Source organism: Pseudomonas sp. SDO5271_S396 (assembly GCF_054071795.1).
Map to the genome: position 1 here is coordinate 37,934 of NZ_JBSVWB010000023.1, position 19,815 is coordinate 57,748.

A 19,815-nucleotide genomic window follows, 5' to 3' on the forward strand; every position below is an offset into this window, starting at 1 on the left:
AGCTGGCTTGTGTGGGAGCGGGCTTGCTCGCGAACGCGGTACGTCAGTCACAGATATTTCAACTGACACACCGTTTTCGCGAGCAAACCCGCTCCCACATCATGCTCTCCAGTATGACCGTCACATTGCTGCAACCTGCCTGACTTAATCTCGCGGCACTCCCTTTGTCTTGAGAAGGTGCCGGCATGAGGCTGCGCGTTCTGTTGCTGCTGACCCTTTTACCCCTCTGCGCGTTTTCTGCTCCACTCCCCCTCCCCATTCCCGACCAAGGCCCGGCCTTGCGCATCCAGGGTTCCAACACCATTGGCGCAGCGCTCGGCCCGGCGTTGGTCAAGGGGTTGATGGAGCATCGCGGCTTGCTGGCGGTGCACAGCGAGCCCGGCGCGGGCGCCAATGAACAGCGCGTGGTGGGCAAGACCCGCCAGGGCAAGAACGTGACGATCGAAATCGCCGCCCATGGCTCCAGCACCGGTTTCACCGCGCTGAAGAAAAACGCCGCAGACCTTGCCGCCTCCTCGCGCCCGATCAAGGACAGCGAACTGGTAGACCTTGAGCCCCTCGGAGACCTGAAAAGCCCCGAGGCCGAGCATGTGATCGCTATCGACGGCCTGGCGATCATCCTCAACCCGCAAAACCCGCTCAATAGCCTGAACACCGAGCAGTTGGCGCAGATCTTCAATGGCGAAACCAGCACCTGGGAAGCGCTGGGCGGCGTTGGCGGGCCCATTCATTTGTATGCGCGGGACGATCAATCCGGCACCTACGACACCTTCAAGGACCTGGTGCTGCGCCTGCGCGGCAAGCCCTTGGCAACCGTCCGGCGCTTCGAGTCCAGCGAGGAATTGTCCGATGCCGTCAGCCAGGACCCTCAAGGCATCGGTTTTATCGGCCTGCCCTACGTGCGCCAGGCCAAGGCCGTGGCGATTGTCGATGGCGACTCCCAACCCATGCTGCCGCTCAACAGCCTGATTGCCACCGAGGATTACCCCCTGTCACGCCGGCTGTTCTTTTATCTGCCACCTTCGGGGCACAACCCCTGGGCCCGCGCACTGGTGGACTTCGCTCAGAGCGGCAAGGGCCAGGCGATTGTCGCGGCCAACGGGTTTATCGCGCAGCAAGTGCAGGCCATGACTGTGGAGCCACGGCCCTCGATGCCCGCTGACTATCAGGCCATCGCCCGCGACGCCCAGCGCCTGACCGTGAATTTTCGCTTCGAAGAAGGCAGCGCCAGCCTCGACAACAAGGCACGCCAGGATCTGCAGCGAGTCGTGGCCTATATAAAGAGTCACGGCAAGCTCGACAAGCAGGTGACGCTGGTAGGCTTCGGTGACGCCAAGAACGATCCGCAGCGCGCGGCGTTGCTGTCGAAACTGCGCGCCATGGCGGTGCGTCGGGAGTTGGTGAAGAGCGGTGTGGTGCTGCGCGATATCCGCGGTTTTGGCGCGCAGATGCCGGTGGCAACGAACACCGCGGATGAAGGCCGGATCAAGAATCGGCGAGTGGAGGTTTGGGTCTACTGAGACCGGGGGTTTTGTGTCGTCGATACTGGCTTCTTCGCGGGCAAGCCCGCTCCCACAGGGGAAAGCATTCCAAATGTGGGAGCCGGGCTTGCCCGCGATGCAGGCGCCTCGGGGTTACTGCCCGCTGCGCATCAGTTCGCGGGGCACATACTTGCCGATCTCGAACTTGCCGATCGCGGCGCGGTGCACTTCGTCCGGGCCGTCGGCCAGGCGCAAGGTGCGCTGCATGGCGTACATGTAGGCCAGCGGGAAGTCGTTGGAAACCCCCGCACCGCCATGGATCTGGATCGCGCGGTCGATCACTTTCAACGCCACGTTCGGCGCGACCACTTTGATCTGGGCGATTTCGCTTTTCGCCACTTTGTTACCCACGGTGTCCATCATGTACGCCGCCTTCAGGGTCAGCAGGCGCGCCATGTCGATTTCCATGCGCGAGTCGGCAATCTTGTCGATATTCCCACCCAGGCGGGCCAGCGGTTTACCGAAGGCGGTACGGCTGACGGAGCGTTTGCACATCAATTCCAGCGCGCGCTCGGCCATGCCGATGGAACGCATGCAGTGGTGGATGCGTCCCGGACCAAGGCGGCCCTGGGCAATTTCGAAGCCGCGTCCTTCGCCAAGCAGTACGTTTTCGTACGGTACCCGCACATTGTCGAACAGCACTTCGGCGTGACCGTGGGGGGCGTCGTCGTAGCCGAACACCGGCAACGGGCGCACGATCTTCACACCGGGAGTGTCCACCGGCACCAGGATCATCGAATGCTGCTGATGACGCGGCGCGTCCGGGTTGCTCAGGCCCATGAAGATCAGGATCTTGCAGCGCGGGTCACAGGCGCCGGAGGTCCACCATTTCTTGCCGTTGATCACCCATTCGTCGCCCTGGCGCTCGGCGCGGGCGGCCATGTTGGTGGCGTCCGAGGAGGCTACGTCGGGTTCGGTCATGGCGAAGGCCGAGCGGATCTCGCCGCGCAGCAGCGGTTCCAGCCAGAGCTGTTTCTGTTCTTCGTTGGCATAACGCACCAGCACTTCCATGTTGCCGGTATCGGGGGCCGAGCAGTTGAACGGCTCAGGGCCCAGCAGCGAACGGCCCATGATTTCTGCCAACGGAGCATATTCGAGGTTGGTCAGTCCCGCGCCCAGTTCGGACTCCGGCAAAAACAGATTCCACAGGCCTTCGGCTTTGGCGCGAGCCTTCAACTCTTCCATGATTGCGGTGGGCTGCCAGCGATCGCCTTCGCTGACCTGGCGTTCGAACACCGGCTCGGCCGGGTAGACATAGGCGTCCATGAACGCGGTGACGCGTTCACGCAGTTCCTGAACCTTGGGCGAATAGGCGAAATCCATGAGCAGCTCCCTTCTCTGAGAGGTTGTTTAGGTCATGCAATCGATGCTAGAACAGCGCTGATAATTTACCTAGCCTATTCTCGGCGTGTATTAACATTCATCACCGATATATGATCGGCGTATGGACACCTAACAATAAGAGCGCAACGAAATGAATCTGAGCAAGGTCGACCTGAACCTCTTCATCGTCTTTGACGCGATCTACACCGAAGCCAACCTGACCCGTGCCGGACAGATTGTCGGCATCACGCAACCGGCGGTGTCCAACGCCCTGGCGCGTTTGCGCGAAACCTTCAACGACCCGCTGTTCGTACGCACGGCCCAGGGCATGGTGCCCACGCCCATGGCCCAGAACATCATCGGCCCGGTGCGCAATGCACTGTCATTGCTACGGGTGTCAGTGCAGGAAAGCCGTATCTTCAACCCGCAGCAGGCGGCCAAGACCTACCGCATCAGCATGACCGACCTCACCGAGGCGGTGATCCTGCCGCTGCTGTTCCAACGCCTGCGCCGCCTGGCGCCCACGGTGGTGATCGAAAGCTTCCTGTCCAAACGCCGCGAGACCACCAAGGAACTCGCCGCCGGGCGCCTGGACTTTGCCGTGGACGCGCCGCTGAACACCGACCCGCAGGTGCGCCACGTCAAGCTGATGGAGGACCGCTACGTGTGTGCGATGCGCAAGGGTCACCCACTGGCCAGCAAGGACAAACTCACCCTGGATGATTACCTGTCGCTGACCCATATCCATATTTCCAGTCGCCGCAATGGTCTGGGCCATGTCGACCTGGCCCTGGGCAAGATGGGCATCCAGCGCAAGATCGCCCTGCGCTCCCAGCATTACCTGATGGCCTCGCAAGTGTTGCAGCAGACAGACATGGTCATGACGGTGCCCGAACGCTTCGCCCGCCGCCACGAACTGCACTGGTTCAACTTGCCGGTCAACGACGTGCCGCCGGTGGAAACCCATCTGTACTGGCACGAAAGCACCGATCAGGACCCGGCGAACCGCTGGATGCGCGAACAGATGATCGAGTTGTGCCAACAGGTCACGGCCCATGAGAAAAAGCTCGATAGCCAACAGGCGTAATTCGGGTGGCCGGTATTTCTGTTGGGGCGAGTGGGCTTGTAGAGAGTGAGCAGGTTTATTTGTGGTGAGCGGGCTTGTCCCGCGCCGGGCTGCGCAGCGGCCCTAAAACCCGGCGCCGCATTCCTGTCTGGAAAGGAAGGCGATCCTTGACGTTAACGTCAACCTGACACTAGCCTAGGCTCAAGCCACCTCTTGAGTGTCCCCATGAGCCCCACCTACAGCATTTCCGACCTCGCTCGCGAGCTCGACATCACCACCCGTGCCATTCGCTTCTATGAAGAACAAGGCCTGCTGGCCCCGGAGCGCCGTGGCCAGGAACGTATCTATTCGGCGCGGGACAAGGTCAGCCTCAAACTGATATTGCGTGGCAAGCGCATCGGTTTTTCCCTGGCCGAATGCCGCGAGCTGATCGAACTCTACGACCCCGCCAGTGGCAACCATGTACAGCTCAACAGTATGCTGGCCAAGATCGCCGAGCGACGTGAGCAGCTTGAACAGCAACTGCTGGATATCGAACAGATGAAGCTGGAACTGGACACCGCCGAAGAGCGCTGCACCCAGGCCCTGGCCCACACCCTGCGCCAGTCTGGCCATTGATCAGAAGGTGATTGCCATGCCCCTCCCCTCACACGTACGCCTGGTGGAAGTCGGCCCGCGCGACGGTTTGCAGAACGAAGCCCAGCCCATCAGCGTGGCCGACAAGGTCCGCCTGGTGGACGCCCTCAGCGCCGCAGGCTTGAGCTACATCGAAGTCGGCAGTTTCGTCTCGCCCAAATGGGTACCGCAGATGGCCGGCTCTGCCGAAGTGTTTGCGCAGATCCAGCGCAAAACCGGGGTGACCTACGGCGCGCTGGCGCCGAACCTGCGCGGCTTCGAAGACGCCCTGGCGGCCGGGGTCAAGGAAGTCGCGGTATTTGCGGCGGCGTCCGAAGCATTTTCCCAACGCAATATCAACTGCTCCATCAGCGAAAGCCTGGCGCGTTTTGCACCGATCATGGCAGCGGCCAAACAACACGGCGTCAGCGTGCGCGGATATGTGTCGTGCGTGCTGGGCTGCCCTTACGAAGGCGAGGTCGCGCCAGAACAAGTGGCAGCCGTAGCGCGGGAGTTGTACGCCATGGGCTGTTACGAGGTGTCGTTGGGCGACACCATCGGCACCGGTACGGCCGGGGCAACGCGGCGGCTGTTCGAGACGGTCGGAGCGCAGGTGCCCCGGGACAAGCTCGCGGGCCACTTCCATGACACCTATGGCCAGGCCATCGCGAATATCTACGCCAGCCTGCTCGAAGGCATCACCGTGTTCGACAGCTCCATCGCCGGCCTCGGCGGCTGCCCTTACGCCAAGGGCGCCAGCGGTAACGTCGCCACCGAAGACGTGCTGTACCTGCTCAATGGTATGGGGATCGAGACCGGCATCGATCTGGAACGACTGATACTGGCGGGCCAGCACATCAGCCAGGTGTTGGGCCGGTCCACCGGATCGCGGGTGGCCAAAGCACGTAACGCGGTGTGAGTAGGATGGCTGTGACAATGTGTTACCGCACGGCAACACATCGAGTAACACGGGAACATATTTTGTCGTATTTGCCGTAGGCCTTATCCCACATAAAAATCAAACCGTTGATTTTAAAGGATTTTTAAAAGTTGGCACGGCTTCTGCTATCTCTATGGCATAACAAGAATAAAAAGCGCCAAACCTAATAAAAATAAGACGGAACGACTCTGACATAACAAAAACAACACGGCAGAGACGCAGCTAACAGATTTTTTTGGAGAAGATGTGCTTCGCAGGGAACGGTAGATGCCGAAACCCGCAACCGGTTAGAGAAGAATAAAACTACCTTCAGGTAGCTACCACTGGTTGGATCGCTTGCGAAGAAGCAGATCAGCGCTCAAAAAAATACGTTTGCTCTTGACCCCGGATGGGGGTCGCCAAAAACAGCGGTAAAGGGTAACGGTTGCCAAAAACAACAATAGACCGCCCCTCAATAATAAAAAAAGAGCACGCAACGACAAATTAAAGGGGACCTTCGGGTCCCCTTTGTGCTGTCTGGCACTTTCGTTCAGAGCGATGTCCCTTGCACGGCTGCAAAATTGTTCAGCACCTTGCGCGTCAGGGTTTCCAGGGTGCGTTGCTCCAATGCTCGTCGCTCGGCGCCCAGTCGCTTGAGTTCACGTTCGTAAAAAGCACTTTGCATCGAACCGCCAACCAGGATTTCATCCCGGCGCTTGCCCAACAGGCCCGCCAACCGGTTCGTGATCGCATCATGCTGCGCCTGCCATTGCGCTTGGGCCTCCTCACCTGCCGCCGGGTGCGTGCCCTGCCAATCCGACAGTTCGAACAGCGTCGCACTCTGCTCGTCTATCCGCTCCAGTTCCGGCGCCATCAACGCATCGAGCTCTTGAAGGTAACGGGTACGCAGGTGTTTCTCCCAGAACGCGCGCCCGACAAAAAAGGTTTCCTCGTTCGCTGCGTTGCGCTCGTCCATGAGTACCTGAGCATAAGCGGCATCGATAGCCACCTGGCTCACCTCCGCCTGCCGTGGAAACAACATGCCCCGGGACTTCACCGGTAGCCCCAACCGGTCAGCCAGTCGCGTGCGATACGCCAGCACGACTTCGACCTGCTCGGTGAACCCTGGCCCTCTCGCTTCGGCGTCGCGCAGTGCTAGGCCATCCACCAGCGCCAAGCGAAACAATTGCCTGGCCGTGCCGATCAGGGCGCCTTCGGCGTCGTCCGTTCCCGCCTGCTCCAGCGCGTTGGCTCCCAGCAGCTCACTCTCAAGGTTCATGAACTCGACCGAGCTGCCATCTCCGCAGGTCACACGGTCATCGGCGACGGCAAACAAGGCCTCACGAATAGCCTGGCGCTCACTCGCGGCCTCCAGCAGGTCCCATACCCGCTGCGTCAGTGCCGGACGGGTCACTGCGCTGGTGTACTCGGCGCTGCGGGTGGTATCGGCCACAACGGTAAAGAACGCCGCCGACTCCGGGCTGGCGCAAAGGTCATCCCAGATCCCGCCACGCCGCGCCGATTCACTGGCCGACAATCCCTCCAGCCACAAGCCACGAGCTTCGTCCACGGTGATGTGTTCACCCCATTGCGCCGGGGCTTGTGGCTGATTCAAGCGGGCCAGGGTCGCCACCGACAGAGGATTGTCATGCACATTGATCCGATCCAAGTGCTGATAAGCGTATTCCGGCAGCGTCGTGAGGCGGTTGGTATGCAGGTCGATGCGGGCCAGATTGGGCAGTTGTTCGGCACCGGCGGGAAATACGCGGGTGCCGGTATCGGCCAGGTAAAGCTGGTTCAACTGTCGCAGGTTGCGCAAATCGGCCTGCCAGCCCAGGCGACGGTTATCGGCCAAGTTGAGAATTTTCAGGCTTCGCATACCCTCAAGACGCAGCCGGCTTTGCTCGGTCAGTTGGATATCGTTGCGGTTCAGGTAGAGCTTGGTCAACCTTGCCCCGCCCTGGGCAAATTCCGGCAATTGAGTCAGGTTGTTCTCGCGCATGTCCAGCCAGCGCAGGCCGCCGAATGCCGCCAGAAAAGGCGAGGAACGGTCCGAAAGTGCCATTCTGCGCAGCACCAGGCGCCCCACGTGGTCCATGTTGGCGGCAATCACAGGCAACTCGCCGATCACCTCATCGGACAGGTCCAGCACGTGACCGATCGGCGTTCCGTCCGCCGCGAAAGCTTGCGCAGAAGTTCTGCGCCAAGCCGCCTTGACGCTGCCCGATACCCGGCGTCTCGCGCTTGCGTACTGCGCCTCCCCTTCTTGCTGCCACTGGGTCAACGTCTGGTCGAGGGCTGCATATTCCGCCTCAAGCTCGGTCAGCCTCGCCAGCAGCACCGCATCGTCGGCACCTTGCAGCTCCAGCATCGCCTCGACCTCGCCCATGGACTTCGAGGGATACAGCGACAGCGCCGCGCGCTTGCACACCGACGGACGCTCACCCGCGCCGCCCACCGGACTGAGCGGATAGCCGAAGCGTCCGTCCGCCAGGCGCATGGGAGACTTGAAACCCGGCTTGATCGCTTGCAGGCCCAGCGCGCGCCGACTCGCCAGTTCGCTCAACGGGTGTTGGGCCAGTTGCCGCTTTAGCCGTTGCGCCGCCGCATTGAAGGTGGGCCAATCGGTAAACTTGCCGCTGCTGGCCATCCACAGCGCATTGAAAAACGCATCGTTGTCGCTCCGCCAGTACTCGACTTTTTCCGGCCCGCTGCACAGTTTCCACTCCTTCAAGTCTTTATGGATCAGACGCAGTTGCCGTGCGGCAGTCGGGTCACCGACCCGATCCAGTAGCGGACCGTCGTAGGTGTTCGCGCGCAGCTCGATGCCGATACCGTCCAACAGCGTGGGCAGCGACGCCATCTTGTGCAGCGTCAAACGCACGCCATCCAGCGTGAGACGGTTGTCGAACAGCAGGTCGGCGTGCGCCCGCATGACCCGAGCCCGCTGCAGGTAAGTCCGCGCTTCCTCGGCCAGGCGCAGGGGCACGCGCGACGTGTCGCGCAAGCGGGCCAGTTCCTGGCTATTGGCGTGGGTCATTATTTCTTCGGCGGCCAGCCTGGGCAGGCCGGGAAAGCTGCGCTGAATCATCTGCACATTGGCGTCGGCGGAAACGTCATCGGCCGCGATCTCGCGATTGAACCGCGCAGCACGGGTACTTTCGGCCGCTTCCAGCAGACAGTCCCTATAACGCATGACCCTGGCATAAGGTGTACGCAGAAAGCTCATCAGCGGGTCCACCTCTTCGCCTTCCAGGCGGGTATCGCCAAAAGAACCGCTCGCCTGCGACACGTCGCGGGTACCGAAGAACAGCCTGCCCATCGCGTCGTTCGTCATCTTTTGCTCGCCCAACAAACGGCGAATTTCCGGTTCGCTCAACTGCTTGATAAACGCCGGGAACACCAGGCCACTCTCGCATTGCTCATGGTTGAGCGTGACGCTCTGACTCGGGTCTTTTACCGGGGCCGAACACCAAACCTGGTTGCCTTCCGCATCCAGTGCCACCAACACCCGTGAGTCAGGCCACATGCCACTCTCAAGCAACACCTGAACTTGCGTGAACCAGTCCACCCGGGCAAATACTGCCGGGTCCGGATGGCTGACCTTGTCGACGAACGCCTGGTGCCTGCCAGCGCACTCGAATCGCCGCAACATATCCTTGAACAACGGTGCGGGCGCTCGATGCTCGATGAATACACGGCGCAATTCATCGTCCGAAATACCGCTGATCGCCCTGGCCTGCTCCAACTGGCTGTCGCTCAGATGCTCGACGCTATGGCCCAAGCGGCGCAGCAAGGTTTTGCGATCCCACGTCAACGGCTGCTCGAACTCATGCATCCAGGCGCCTTCACCGTTGTGGCGCAGGCGCGGCGCATAACGTGCTTCACCGTCTGGGTGCACGAGCCTGAATTCGTTGGCGCCGCGGGCCTGGACTTTGTAATGCCCGCCCTCCATGGCCGGCAGATACAACGCGCCTTCATGGGCATACAGGCCCTGCGCATTGGGGCGATGTCCTTCGGGCAAGGTAATGCGGTGCAGGTAGTGCGCGGGGTTGAAGTCATACAAGCGCGTGCGTCCACCGAACTCCACATGCACCAGGCGTTTGACCAGCGCCATGTCTTTGGCTGCCATCAACCCTGCCGGTACCGCCAGCCCTGCCAGATTGAGGCCCACCGCCGAAAAATGGGCCCAGGCCGTGCGGGCATCGTCCTGTGACCAGGCTTCGATGCCTTCGCCGATCTCGCAGGCCATCTGCACAGCGGTGACCACCAGCATCGCCTCGCCCAGGAACGGCACGACGAACGACGCAAGGTTGAGAACATCCAGCGCGATGCTGCCGAACGACCAGAGCCAGGCGTTGTAGACACGCGTATCGACATCCTCTGTGGCCACCACACTGCTGCGGGCATTTTCCATGGTCAGTTGCATGCGTCGTACGGCACTGTCCGCCCACACATCCCGCCACGGTGGCGCGTAGCTGCCCTGACGGTTGATCCGGCCTTTTCGCGTCGCAACAAAGTCCTGGTTATGGGCGTGCAGCTCACCCGGGTCCAGCAAAGTCTTGAGCTGGGTGAAAAACTCATCCTGGCTGGCCAACGGCACAAACTGACTGAAGAATCGACGGTATTCGACAGCGCACAGACGCGTGGTGAGATGGTCGGTGAACGCGCCGATATGGTCGTAACTCTTGAGTGGATGCAGGGGGTCGCCAGGGATATAGACCATGCACGGCCGGGGCACGAGTTCCGCGTTTCTCACGTTGGCCCGCCACACCACCGGACCGATGATCAGGATGTTCTCGATCACAAAGGAAAATAGCCGCAAGGGCGAACACTTGACCGCCTCCCCTGCCCATATGCTCTGCGCCTGGCTGCGCAACAGGTCGATGATCACCTGATGGCCTTCAGGCTGGATGTCACCGTTCATCAAGGCCAGTTCGGCGGCCAGTTCCAACTGGTTCCGATGGCTGGTTATCAGCGTGCTGTAGAGCTTGCCGATGCCCGCTTCTGTCCTGGTGATGCGAATGCGGCTGTTGATGAAGGTTCGCACATAGTCATCGTAGGCACTGCCCAGATCCAGTTCCCGGCACAGGCCGGCAAATTCATGGGGTTTGATGTCCAGTTTGAGTGCCTGAACGTTGCCCGGCGGGTGAATCCTGTCACTGGAATACCGATGGAAGTTGTAACCGGTAATCAGATGGCAATCGCCGCACACCGATGCCGTCGCCTCCTCTGCGGTGAAGTTGTTCAGCGCAGCTTCCAGCAGGCTCAGCCCCCGATAAAAATAGAACTGCGGAGCCAGGGTGCTGGCGTGACGAGTGGACACCTCCCGGGGGGAGATTTCACATTCTTTCTGCTCCATCTTGCGCGCATAAAAAACCCTGCGGGTGTCCAGGCGCTGCCCGAACTTTTTTGCAATCGCGGCTTCCAGCAACGGCTCGACAAACGCCGCCGGCCCTTTCAGGTCTTTGAACATTTCATCGAGCAGATTCAAGGACTGCCTGCTGCGCATGTGGACTGCACTCATGCGAGCCCGGGCAGCCGGCGCGGCATTTTTGTACCAATCCGGAATGCTCAGGTCCAACGCCGCCAGCTCGGTCTTGCGCGTGTCCAGCGCATCGGTGTACCAGGCGGGTGTGTTGTCCTTGATCACGCGTCCATGGGGGCTCGGGTCGTCCTCGACCGGACGCGCAGGAGGATCAATGAAAGTGTTTGTCATCAGCAGGGCCTTCAGTGGGAGAAATAATCCGCCACTTTAGGCACCGCGATACCGTGTGAAGCAGTAGACATGCACCCCTGCTTCACCCGTCGCTGCGCAGTTCCTCGATGCTGATTTCGCGCATGCGGAATTTCTGGATCTTGCCCGTCACGGTCATCGGAAACTCATCGACGAATTTGAAATACCGGGGTGTCTTGAAGTGTGCGATGCGCCCCTTGCACCAGGTTTGCAACTCCAGCTCATTGGCCACGTGGCCGGGATGGAACTTGACCCAGGCGACGATTTCTTCGCCGTAGCGCGCGTCCGGAATGCCGATGACCTGCACATCGGCCACCGCCGGATGGGTGAAGAAAAACTCCTCCACCTCGCGCGGGTAAACGTTCTCGCCGCCGCGAATGATCATGTCCTTGTTGCGTCCGGCGATGCACACGTAACCCTGTTCATCCATGCTCGCCAGGTCGCCCGTGTGCATCCAGCCCGCCTCATCGATGGCCTCGCGGGTAGACTCGGGGTTGTTCCAGTAGCCGAGCATCACGCTGTAGCCACGGGTGCACAGTTCGCCGATTTCGCCGCGCGCCACGGTGTTGCCGTCGGTGTCGATGACCTTGTTCTCCAGCTGTGGCTGGGTGCGCCCGACGGTGGTGACACGCCGCTCCAGGTCGTCATTCGCGCCGGTCTGCAACGACACGGGGCTGGTCTCGGTCATGCCATAGGCAATCTGCACTTCGCCCATGTGCAGTTCGTCGATGACCCGGCGCATCACTTCGATGGGGCACGTGGCGCCGGCCATGATGCCGGTGCGCAGGCTGGCCAGGTCGAACTCGCCGAGGCGCGGGTGGTCGAGCATGGCGATGAACATGGTCGGCACACCGTAGAGGCCGGTGGCCCGTTCTTCGGCGACGGCAGTTAGGGTCAGCAGCGGGTCGAAGCCGTCATTGGGATAGATGATGGTGGTGCCATGGGTGATGCAGCCGAGGTTGCCCATCACCATGCCGAAACAGTGGTAGAGCGGCACCGAAATCACCAGGCGGTCTTGTGCGGTGAGGCCCAGGCTTTCACCGACCATATAGCCGTTATTGAGGATGTTGTGGTGGCTGAGGGTTGCACCTTTCGGGAAGCCGGTGGTACCGGAGGTGTACTGGATATTCACCGCTTGATCGAAGTGCAGGCCGGCTTGGCGAGCCTGCAACTGTTCAGGCGGGATGCCTGCGCCGAGGGCCGCCAGGTGCGACCACGGCAGGAAGCCGGCAGGCGGGTTGGGATCGAGGCTGATGATGCGGCGCAGGTCGGGTTTGAGTGCCAGGAGCATGGCGTGATAGTCAGAGGTCTTGAACGACCCGGCGCACACCAGCCATTGGCAACCGGACTGCTTGAGTACGTAGTCCAGTTCACTGCTGCGATAGGCCGGGTTGATATTCACCAGAATCACCCCGAGCTTGGCGCTGGCGAGCTGGCTGATGCACCACTCGGCGCAATTGGGGGCCCAGATGCCCAGGCGGTCGCCGGTTTGCATACCCAGCGCGAGAAATGCGCGCGCGTGCACATCGACCGCGTCGGCCAGTTGTCGCCAGGTATAGCGGCGGTGCTGGTGCCGCACCACCAGGGCCTCGCCCTGCGGATAGCGCGCAACGGTCCGGTCGAACGCCTGGCCGATGGTTTCGGCCAGCAAGGTCTTGTCCTGAGAGCCACGGCTGTAGCTCGGGTTCGGTTGATCCATAACGACCCCTTTTGTCTTTTTTGTAAGGTGGACGGCGTCTGCTTGACGTAAACGTAAACTACGATTGACAGCTTTGTAACGCAAGTTTACGTTAACGTAAAGGTGAGCGACCTGCCGGCGCGCCCTTCCTCATAAAAACAACGCTCAATTCAAGGTGCCTGTCCATGAGTTACCCGTCCCTGAACTTCGCTCTCGGTGAAACCATCGACATGCTGCGCGATCAGGTGCAGTCGTTTGTCGCCAAGGAAATCGCGCCTCGTGCGGCGCAGATCGACAGCGACAACCTGTTCCCCGCCGACCTGTGGCGCAAGTTCGGCGACATGGGCCTGCTCGGCATCACCGTGCCGGAAGAGTACGGCGGCGCCGGGCTGGGTTACCTGGCGCACGTGGTGGCCATGGAAGAGATCAGCCGCGGTTCGGCCTCGGTGGCACTGTCCTACGGTGCCCACTCCAACCTGTGTGTGAACCAGATCAACCGCAACGGCAACCACGCACAGAAACTCAAGTACCTGCCCAAACTGATCAGCGGCGAACATATCGGCGCCCTGGCCATGAGCGAGCCGAATGCCGGTTCCGACGTGGTGTCGATGAAACTGCGCGCCGACAAGCGCGGCGCCCATTACGTGCTCAACGGCAGCAAGACCTGGATCACCAACGGCCCCGACGCCAACACCTATGTGATCTACGCCAAGACCGACCTGGAAAAGGGTGCCCACGGTATTACTGCATTTATCGTCGAGCGCGACTGGAAAGGCTTCAGCCGCAGCAACAAGTTCGACAAGCTGGGCATGCGCGGCTCCAACACCTGCGAACTGTTCTTCGATGACGTGGAAGTCCCGGAAGAAAACATTCTCGGCACCCTCAACGGCGGCGTGAAGGTGCTGATGAGCGGCCTGGACTACGAACGAGTGGTGCTCTCCGGCGGTCCGACCGGCATCATGCAGGCCTGCATGGACCTGATCGTGCCCTACATCCACGACCGCAAACAGTTCGGTCAGAGCATCGGCGAATTCCAGCTGATCCAGGGCAAAGTCGCCGACATGTACACCCAGCTCAATGCCAGCCGCGCCTACCTCTACGCTGTGGCCCAGGCGTGCGAACGCGGCGAAACCACGCGCAAGGACGCCGCCGGGGTCATCCTCTACAGCGCCGAGCGTGCGACCCAGATGGCCCTCGACGCCATCCAGATCCTGGGGGGCAACGGCTACATCAATGAATTCCCCGCCGGCCGCCTGTTGCGTGATGCGAAGCTGTACGAAATCGGTGCCGGTACCAGTGAGATTCGCCGGATGCTGATCGGTCGCGAACTCTTCAACGAAACCCGCTGAAGGAGCGCACCATGGCCACCCTGCACACCCAGCTCAACCCACGCTCGGCAGAGTTTTCCGCCAACAGCGCGGCGATGCGCCAACAGGTCGACGCTCTGCACAGCCTGCTCGCCCACGTGCAGCAAGGCGGCGGTGCCAAGGCTCAGGAGCGTCACACGTCGCGCGGCAAGCTGTTGCCGCGCGAGCGCATCGATCGCCTGCTCGATCCGGGGTCGCCGTTCCTCGAACTCAGCCAACTGGCGGCCCATCAGGTGTATGACGAAGACGTCCCCGCCGCCGGGATTATTGCGGGCATCGGCCGCGTAGAAGGCGTGGAGTGCATGATCGTCGCCAACGACGCCACGGTGAAAGGCGGCTCGTACTACCCGCTGACCGTCAAAAAACACTTGCGCGCCCAGACCATCGCCGAGCAGAACCGCCTGCCCTGCATCTACCTGGTGGATTCCGGCGGCGCCAACCTGCCACGTCAGGATGAGGTGTTCCCCGACCGCGAACACTTCGGGCGGATCTTCTTCAACCAGGCCAACCTGAGCGCCCAAGGCATTCCGCAGATCGCGGTGGTGATGGGCTCGTGCACCGCCGGCGGCGCCTATGTGCCAGCCATGGCGGACGAAGCGATCATGGTGCGCCAGCAAGCCACTATCTTTCTCGCCGGCCCGCCGCTGGTGAAGGCCGCCACGGGTGAAGTGGTGAGTGCCGAAGACCTTGGCGGCGCCGATGTGCACTGCAAGGTTTCCGGCGTGGCTGACCACTATGCCGACAGCGACGAGCATGCCCTGGCCCTGGCCCGACGCAGCGTGGCCAACCTCAATTGGCGCAAGCAGGGTCAGTTGCTGCAGCGCACGCCGGTGGCGCCGTTGTATAGCGCCGAGGAGTTGTACGGCGTGATCCCGGCGGATGCCAAGCAGCCGTTCGATGTGCGTGAAGTGATCGCGCGGCTGGTGGACGGTTCGGTGTTCGATGAGTTCAAGGCGCTGTTCGGGACCACGCTGGTGTGCGGTTTTGCGCACCTGCATGGCTACCCGATTGCGATCCTGGCCAATAACGGAATCCTGTTCGCCGAAGCTGCACAAAAAGGCGCGCACTTTATCGAACTGGCCTGCCAGCGCGGGATTCCGCTGCTGTTCCTGCAGAACATCACCGGTTTCATGGTCGGTCAGAAATACGAGGCCGGCGGCATCGCCAAACACGGCGCCAAACTGGTCACTGCCGTGGCCTGTGCCAAGGTGCCGAAATTCACGGTGATCATCGGTGGCAGCTTTGGTGCCGGCAACTACGGCATGTGTGGCCGGGCCTACGACCCGCGCTTTTTGTGGATGTGGCCGAATGCGCGCATCGGCGTGATGGGCGCCGAGCAGGCCGCCGGCGTGCTGGTGCAGGTCAAGCGCGAGCAGGCCGAACGTAGCGGCAGCGGGTTCAGCGCCGAGGAAGAAGCGGCGATCAAGCAACCCATCCTCGACCAGTACGAAACCCAGGGCCATCCGTACTACTCCAGTGCCCGTTTGTGGGACGACGGCGTGATCGACCCGCTGCAAACCCGCGACGTCCTGGCGCTGGCCCTGTCCGCTTCGCTGAATGCCCCTATCGAGCCGAGCCGCTTCGGCGTGTTCCGCATGTAAACGGAGCTGTAACCATGAGCGATTTCAACACCCTCGAACTGATTACCGACAGCCGTGGTTTTGCCACGCTGTGGCTCAGTCGCGAAACCAAGAACAACGCGTTCAACGCCGAGATGATCCGCGAACTGATCCTCGCCCTGGACCAGGTGCAGGGCGACGCATCCCTGCGCTTCCTGGTACTGCGCGGACGTGGCAAGCACTTCAGCGCCGGCGCGGACCTGGCCTGGATGCAGCAGTCGGCCGAGCTGGATTACCACACCAACCTGGACGACGCCCGCGAACTGGCAGAGTTGATGTACAACCTGGCCAAACTGAAGATCCCCACCCTGGCGGTGGTACAAGGCGCGGCCTATGGCGGTGCGCTGGGCCTGATCAGTTGCTGCGACATGGCGATTGGCGCCGATGACGCACAGTTCTGCCTGTCGGAAGTGCGCATCGGCCTGGCACCGGCGGTGATCAGCCCGTTTGTGGTGCAGGCGATCGGCGAGCGCGCCGCGCGTCGGTATGCCCTGACAGCCGAGCGTTTTGGCGGCCAGCGTGCGCGGGAACTCGGCCTGCTGGCGGAGAGTTATCCGGCCGGCGAGTTGGATCAGCACGTCGAACTCTGGGTTACCAACCTGCTGCAAAACAGTCCGGCGGCGATGCGTGCCAGCAAGGACCTGCTGCGCGAAGTCGGGCATGGTGCCCTCACCCCCGCCCTGCGCCGCTATTGCGAGAACGCCATCGCGCGGATTCGCGTGAGCGCCGAAGGTCAGGAAGGCTTGCGCGCTTTCCTGCAAAAACGCCCGCCCAGTTGGCAGTCTCAGGAGCCGCGTTCATGAGCACACTGACTACTCTGCTGGTGGCCAACCGTGGCGAAATCGCCTGCCGTGTGATGCGCACCGCCAAGGCCATGGGGCTGACCACCGTGGCCGTGCACAGCACCACCGACCGCGATGCCCGCCATAGCCGCGAGGCGGATATCCGTGTCGATCTGGGCGGCAGCAAGGCCAGCGAGAGTTACCTGCAAATCGACAAACTGATCGCCGCCGCCCAGGCCAGCGGGGCCCAGGCGATTCACCCGGGCTACGGTTTTCTGTCGGAGAACGCCGATTTTGCCCGTGCGGTGGAAGCCGCCGGCCTGGTCTTCCTCGGGCCGCCCGCCTCCGCTATCGATGCCATGGGCAGCAAGTCGGCGGCCAAGGCGCTGATGGAAACTGCGGGTGTGCCGCTGGTGCCGGGCTATCACGGGCAAGATCAGGACCTGGAAACTTTCCGCGATGCCTGCGAGCGGATCGGCTATCCGGTGTTGCTCAAGGCCACTGCCGGCGGCGGTGGCAAGGGCATGAAGGTGGTCGAGGACGTCAGCCAGTTGGCCGAGGCCCTGGCCTCGGCGCAACGTGAAGCGCTGTCGTCCTTCGGCAATGGGCAGATGCTGGTGGAGAAATACCTGATCAAGCCGCGCCATGTGGAGATCCAGGTGTTTGCCGACACCCAGGGTCATTGCCTGTACCTCAATGAGCGCGATTGCTCGATTCAGCGTCGGCATCAAAAGGTCGTCGAAGAAGCGCCCGCGCCGGGGCTGAGCGTGGAGCAACGCCAGGCCATGGGCGAAGCGGCGGTACGCGCGGCCCAGGCCATTGGCTATGTCGGCGCGGGCACGGTGGAGTTTTTGCTGGATGCCCGTGGCGAGTTTTTCTTCATGGAGATGAACACGCGGCTGCAAGTGGAGCACCCGGTGACGGAAGCGATCACCGGGCTGGACCTGGTAGCCTGGCAGATCCGTGTCGCCCAGGGTGAGGCGCTGCCGATCACCCAGGCGCAGGTCCCGCTGATCGGCCATGCGATCGAGGTGAGGTTGTATGCCGAAGATCCGGCCAATGATTTCCTGCCGGCGACCGGCCATCTGGCGCTGTATCGCGAGTCCGCAGCGGGCCCGGGACGTCGGGTGGACAGTGGCGTCGAGCAAGGGGACAGCGTCTCGCCGTTCTATGACCCGATGCTCGGCAAACTGATCGCCTGGGGCGAAGACCGCGAACAGGCTCGCCTGCGTTTGCTGAGCATGCTGCAAGAGTTCGCCGTCGGCGGGCTGAAGACCAACCTGGGCTTCCTGCGGCGCATCATCGGCCATCCGGCGTTTGCGGCGGCCGAGCTGGATACCGGGTTCATTCCGCGTTATCAGGATGAGCTGTTGCCGGCCCCCGGTACCTTGAGCGATGAATTCTGGCAGGCAGCGGGTGCGGCGTTCATACAGAGTCTACCGGCGGGCGACGGGCCCTGGGCGGACACTCGGGGATTCCGTGCCGGGTTGCCGGCGCAAGTCTCGCTGCACCTGAGCTGCAACGGGCAGGACCGGTTGGTGACGCTGACGGCAGACTCGGCGACGCTGCACGGCGAGCACTTGCTGATCGAACACCAGGGCGTGCGGCGCACCCATCTGGCCGTGCGCAACGCGGGCACGGTGTTCTTGCGCTGGGACGGTGAAATGCAGGCGGTGAGCCTGTTCGATCCAATTGCGGCGGTCGAGGCCAGCCAGTCCCATCAGGGCGGCCTCACGGCGCCGATGAACGGCAGCATCGTACGGGTATTGGTGGAAGTGGGCCAGCAGGTGGAAGCCGGTACGCAACTGGTGGTGCTGGAAGCGATGAAGATGGAGCACAGCATTCGTGCGCCCCAGGCCGGGGTGGTCAAGGCGCTGTTCTGTCAGGAAGGCGAAATGGTTGCCGAAGGCAGTGCGCTGGTGGAGCTCGACAGCGCCGACTAGAACTTCGCCGTGGCCTGCACGACTACGCCGAGGATGCGACAAGCGTCCGTGAACAGGGTTTTGGGATAGGTGGGATTGAGCGGCACCAGGTAAAGCTGGCCGCTCTCTTCGCGCAATTGCCGAAAGGTTGCCTGGGAGCTGTTCGCCCATCGGGCCACCACCAGCTTGCCGGGTTCTGCGTCGATGGCCGGATCCACCAGGATCATCATCCCGGCACCGATGCTCAGGCCGCTGGGGGCGGTCATGGCATCGCCGGTGACCGGCAGCCAGAACGCATCGCCGCGGGCGTGGTAGTCCGTCAGTTCGAAACGCGGGTGACCGTAGGTCGGGCGATCTTCGCGGACCTCGCACAGGCCGGACCAGTCGCTGACCGGGTAGCGGAAATACGGATTGTAGCGCGGGGTAGGTGCGGGCGCTTCGGCGTCGGTCCGCTCGCGAATCTCCAGCGCCACCTCCAGGTAGCCAAGCCCCAGTTCCGCGAGCAGGCGATTCATGTCTGCCAGGCTCGGCACACGGCGTTTGTTGAGCCAATGGCCTACACCGCCCTGGGACATGCCCAGGCGCTCGGCCAGCTCCTCCTGTGTGACCTTGCGGTCCTTCATGTTGGCCTTGACCAACGCGATCCATTTATCCATGGGGCCCGACAATACGTTGCGTATTTTACAGGGCAATAAACAGTTTGTAGTAATCCATAAAACGACATAAATACGATACGTACTATCATCGGGCTTACGGTTTTCGACACCCACCCAGAGTACCGACCCTTATGACCATAAGCCCGTATCACCTGCCTGTCCCACCCGTTTCCGACGAACTGCTGGACATGCGCAGCAGTGGCGCCGCCCAGCGCGCCCTGGACTATTACTTGAAAGAGGAAATGTCGACATCGACCCCGAACGACGCACTGTTCGACATCAGTCCGAACGTCAGCCAGGAAGAAGCCCTTGTGCATGCCTCCGACCTGCTGCGCAGTGCGGCGGCCACGGCGTATGAATCGGCGAGCAGCCATCAGGGCAATCACCGGGACCTGGCGTTTTCAGTGGTGTATTTGATCGATATGGCAAAGGCGATGGTGGAGCGCTCGTTGCGGGCCTCGGAGCGAGTGGCCGACGCGCCTGCGAACGGGTAAACGATGCAAAGAAAAAATATTTCTATCCCGCGGATAAAAACATTTGACTTGCAAATGATAATGATTATTATTGGACCAAGCTGATCGCGAGATCAG

13 protein-coding genes are annotated in these 19,815 nt (G+C 61.8%); 9 read left to right on the forward strand and 4 right to left on the reverse strand.

Annotated features, from left to right (window positions below; genetic code table 11):
- Positions 1–185 precede the first annotated feature (185 nt).
- Positions 186–1,520, forward strand: coding sequence for a substrate-binding domain-containing protein (locus ACW9IN_RS16800; RefSeq protein WP_457366932.1), 1,335 nt, complete (start codon positions 186–188; stop codon positions 1,518–1,520).
- Positions 1,521–1,634: 114 nt separating this feature from the next.
- Here the strand turns inward: ACW9IN_RS16800 and ACW9IN_RS16805 are convergent, their stop codons facing one another.
- Positions 1,635–2,864, reverse strand: coding sequence for an acyl-CoA dehydrogenase (locus ACW9IN_RS16805; protein WP_457366933.1), 1,230 nt, complete (start codon positions 2,862–2,864; stop codon positions 1,635–1,637).
- A 151-nt stretch (positions 2,865–3,015) separates the two neighbouring features.
- Here ACW9IN_RS16805 and ACW9IN_RS16810 point away from each other — a divergent pair, with 151 nt between their 5' ends.
- The 3 genes from ACW9IN_RS16810 to ACW9IN_RS16820 all read left to right on the forward strand — a co-directional run bounded on the left by ACW9IN_RS16810 (position 3,016) and on the right by ACW9IN_RS16820 (position 5,464).
- Positions 3,016–3,951 (forward strand): LysR family transcriptional regulator, encoded by a 936-nt coding sequence (locus ACW9IN_RS16810; protein ID WP_457366934.1) that lies wholly within the window; start codon positions 3,016–3,018, stop codon positions 3,949–3,951.
- A 204-nt stretch (positions 3,952–4,155) separates the two neighbouring features.
- Positions 4,156–4,548, forward strand: a complete 393-nt coding sequence (locus tag ACW9IN_RS16815; RefSeq protein WP_457366935.1) for a MerR family transcriptional regulator — start codon at positions 4,156–4,158, stop codon at positions 4,546–4,548.
- Positions 4,549–4,564: 16 nt separating this feature from the next.
- Entirely contained in the window at positions 4,565–5,464 is a 900-nt protein-coding gene (locus ACW9IN_RS16820; protein WP_457366936.1) for a hydroxymethylglutaryl-CoA lyase, read from the forward strand.
- 550 nt (positions 5,465–6,014) lie between these two features.
- Here ACW9IN_RS16820 and ACW9IN_RS16825 read toward each other — a convergent pair.
- Both ACW9IN_RS16825 and ACW9IN_RS16830 read right to left on the reverse strand, forming a co-directional pair.
- Positions 6,015–11,183, reverse strand: a complete 5,169-nt coding sequence (locus ACW9IN_RS16825; RefSeq protein WP_457366937.1) for an NEL-type E3 ubiquitin ligase domain-containing protein — start codon at positions 11,181–11,183, stop codon at positions 6,015–6,017.
- A gap of 82 nt (positions 11,184–11,265) precedes the next feature.
- A complete protein-coding gene (locus ACW9IN_RS16830) occupies positions 11,266–12,900 on the reverse strand; it encodes an AMP-binding protein (RefSeq protein ID WP_457366938.1) in 1,635 nt (544 codons plus the stop codon).
- 164 nt (positions 12,901–13,064) lie between these two features.
- Here ACW9IN_RS16830 and ACW9IN_RS16835 point away from each other — a divergent pair, with 164 nt between their 5' ends.
- Genes ACW9IN_RS16835 through ACW9IN_RS16850 form a run of 4 tightly spaced genes read left to right on the forward strand, consistent with a single transcriptional unit; the run spans position 13,065 to position 18,590 of the window.
- Positions 13,065–14,228, forward strand: coding sequence for an isovaleryl-CoA dehydrogenase (locus ACW9IN_RS16835; protein WP_457366939.1), 1,164 nt, complete (start codon positions 13,065–13,067; stop codon positions 14,226–14,228).
- Positions 14,229–14,239: 11 nt separating this feature from the next.
- Positions 14,240–15,847 (forward strand): carboxyl transferase domain-containing protein, encoded by a 1,608-nt coding sequence (locus ACW9IN_RS16840; RefSeq protein WP_457366940.1) that lies wholly within the window; start codon positions 14,240–14,242, stop codon positions 15,845–15,847.
- Positions 15,848–15,861: 14 nt separating this feature from the next.
- Positions 15,862–16,668, forward strand: coding sequence for a gamma-carboxygeranoyl-CoA hydratase (locus tag ACW9IN_RS16845; RefSeq protein WP_457366941.1), 807 nt, complete (start codon positions 15,862–15,864; stop codon positions 16,666–16,668).
- A complete protein-coding gene (locus ACW9IN_RS16850) occupies positions 16,665–18,590 on the forward strand; it encodes an acetyl/propionyl/methylcrotonyl-CoA carboxylase subunit alpha (RefSeq protein WP_457366942.1) in 1,926 nt (641 codons plus the stop codon). The genes ACW9IN_RS16845 and ACW9IN_RS16850 overlap by 4 nt, the downstream gene beginning before the upstream one ends.
- On the opposite strand, the gene ACW9IN_RS16855 is transcribed toward ACW9IN_RS16850, so the two are convergent.
- Positions 18,587–19,225 carry a LexA family protein gene (locus ACW9IN_RS16855; RefSeq protein WP_457366943.1) on the reverse strand — a complete coding sequence of 213 codons (639 nt, stop codon included), beginning with the start codon at positions 19,223–19,225 and terminating at the stop codon, positions 18,587–18,589. The genes ACW9IN_RS16850 and ACW9IN_RS16855 overlap by 4 nt on opposite strands.
- A gap of 131 nt (positions 19,226–19,356) precedes the next feature.
- Here ACW9IN_RS16855 and ACW9IN_RS16860 point away from each other — a divergent pair, with 131 nt between their 5' ends.
- Entirely contained in the window at positions 19,357–19,719 is a 363-nt protein-coding gene (locus ACW9IN_RS16860; protein ID WP_457366944.1) for a DUF6124 family protein, read from the forward strand.
- The last annotated feature ends 96 nt before the right edge of the window (positions 19,720–19,815 follow it).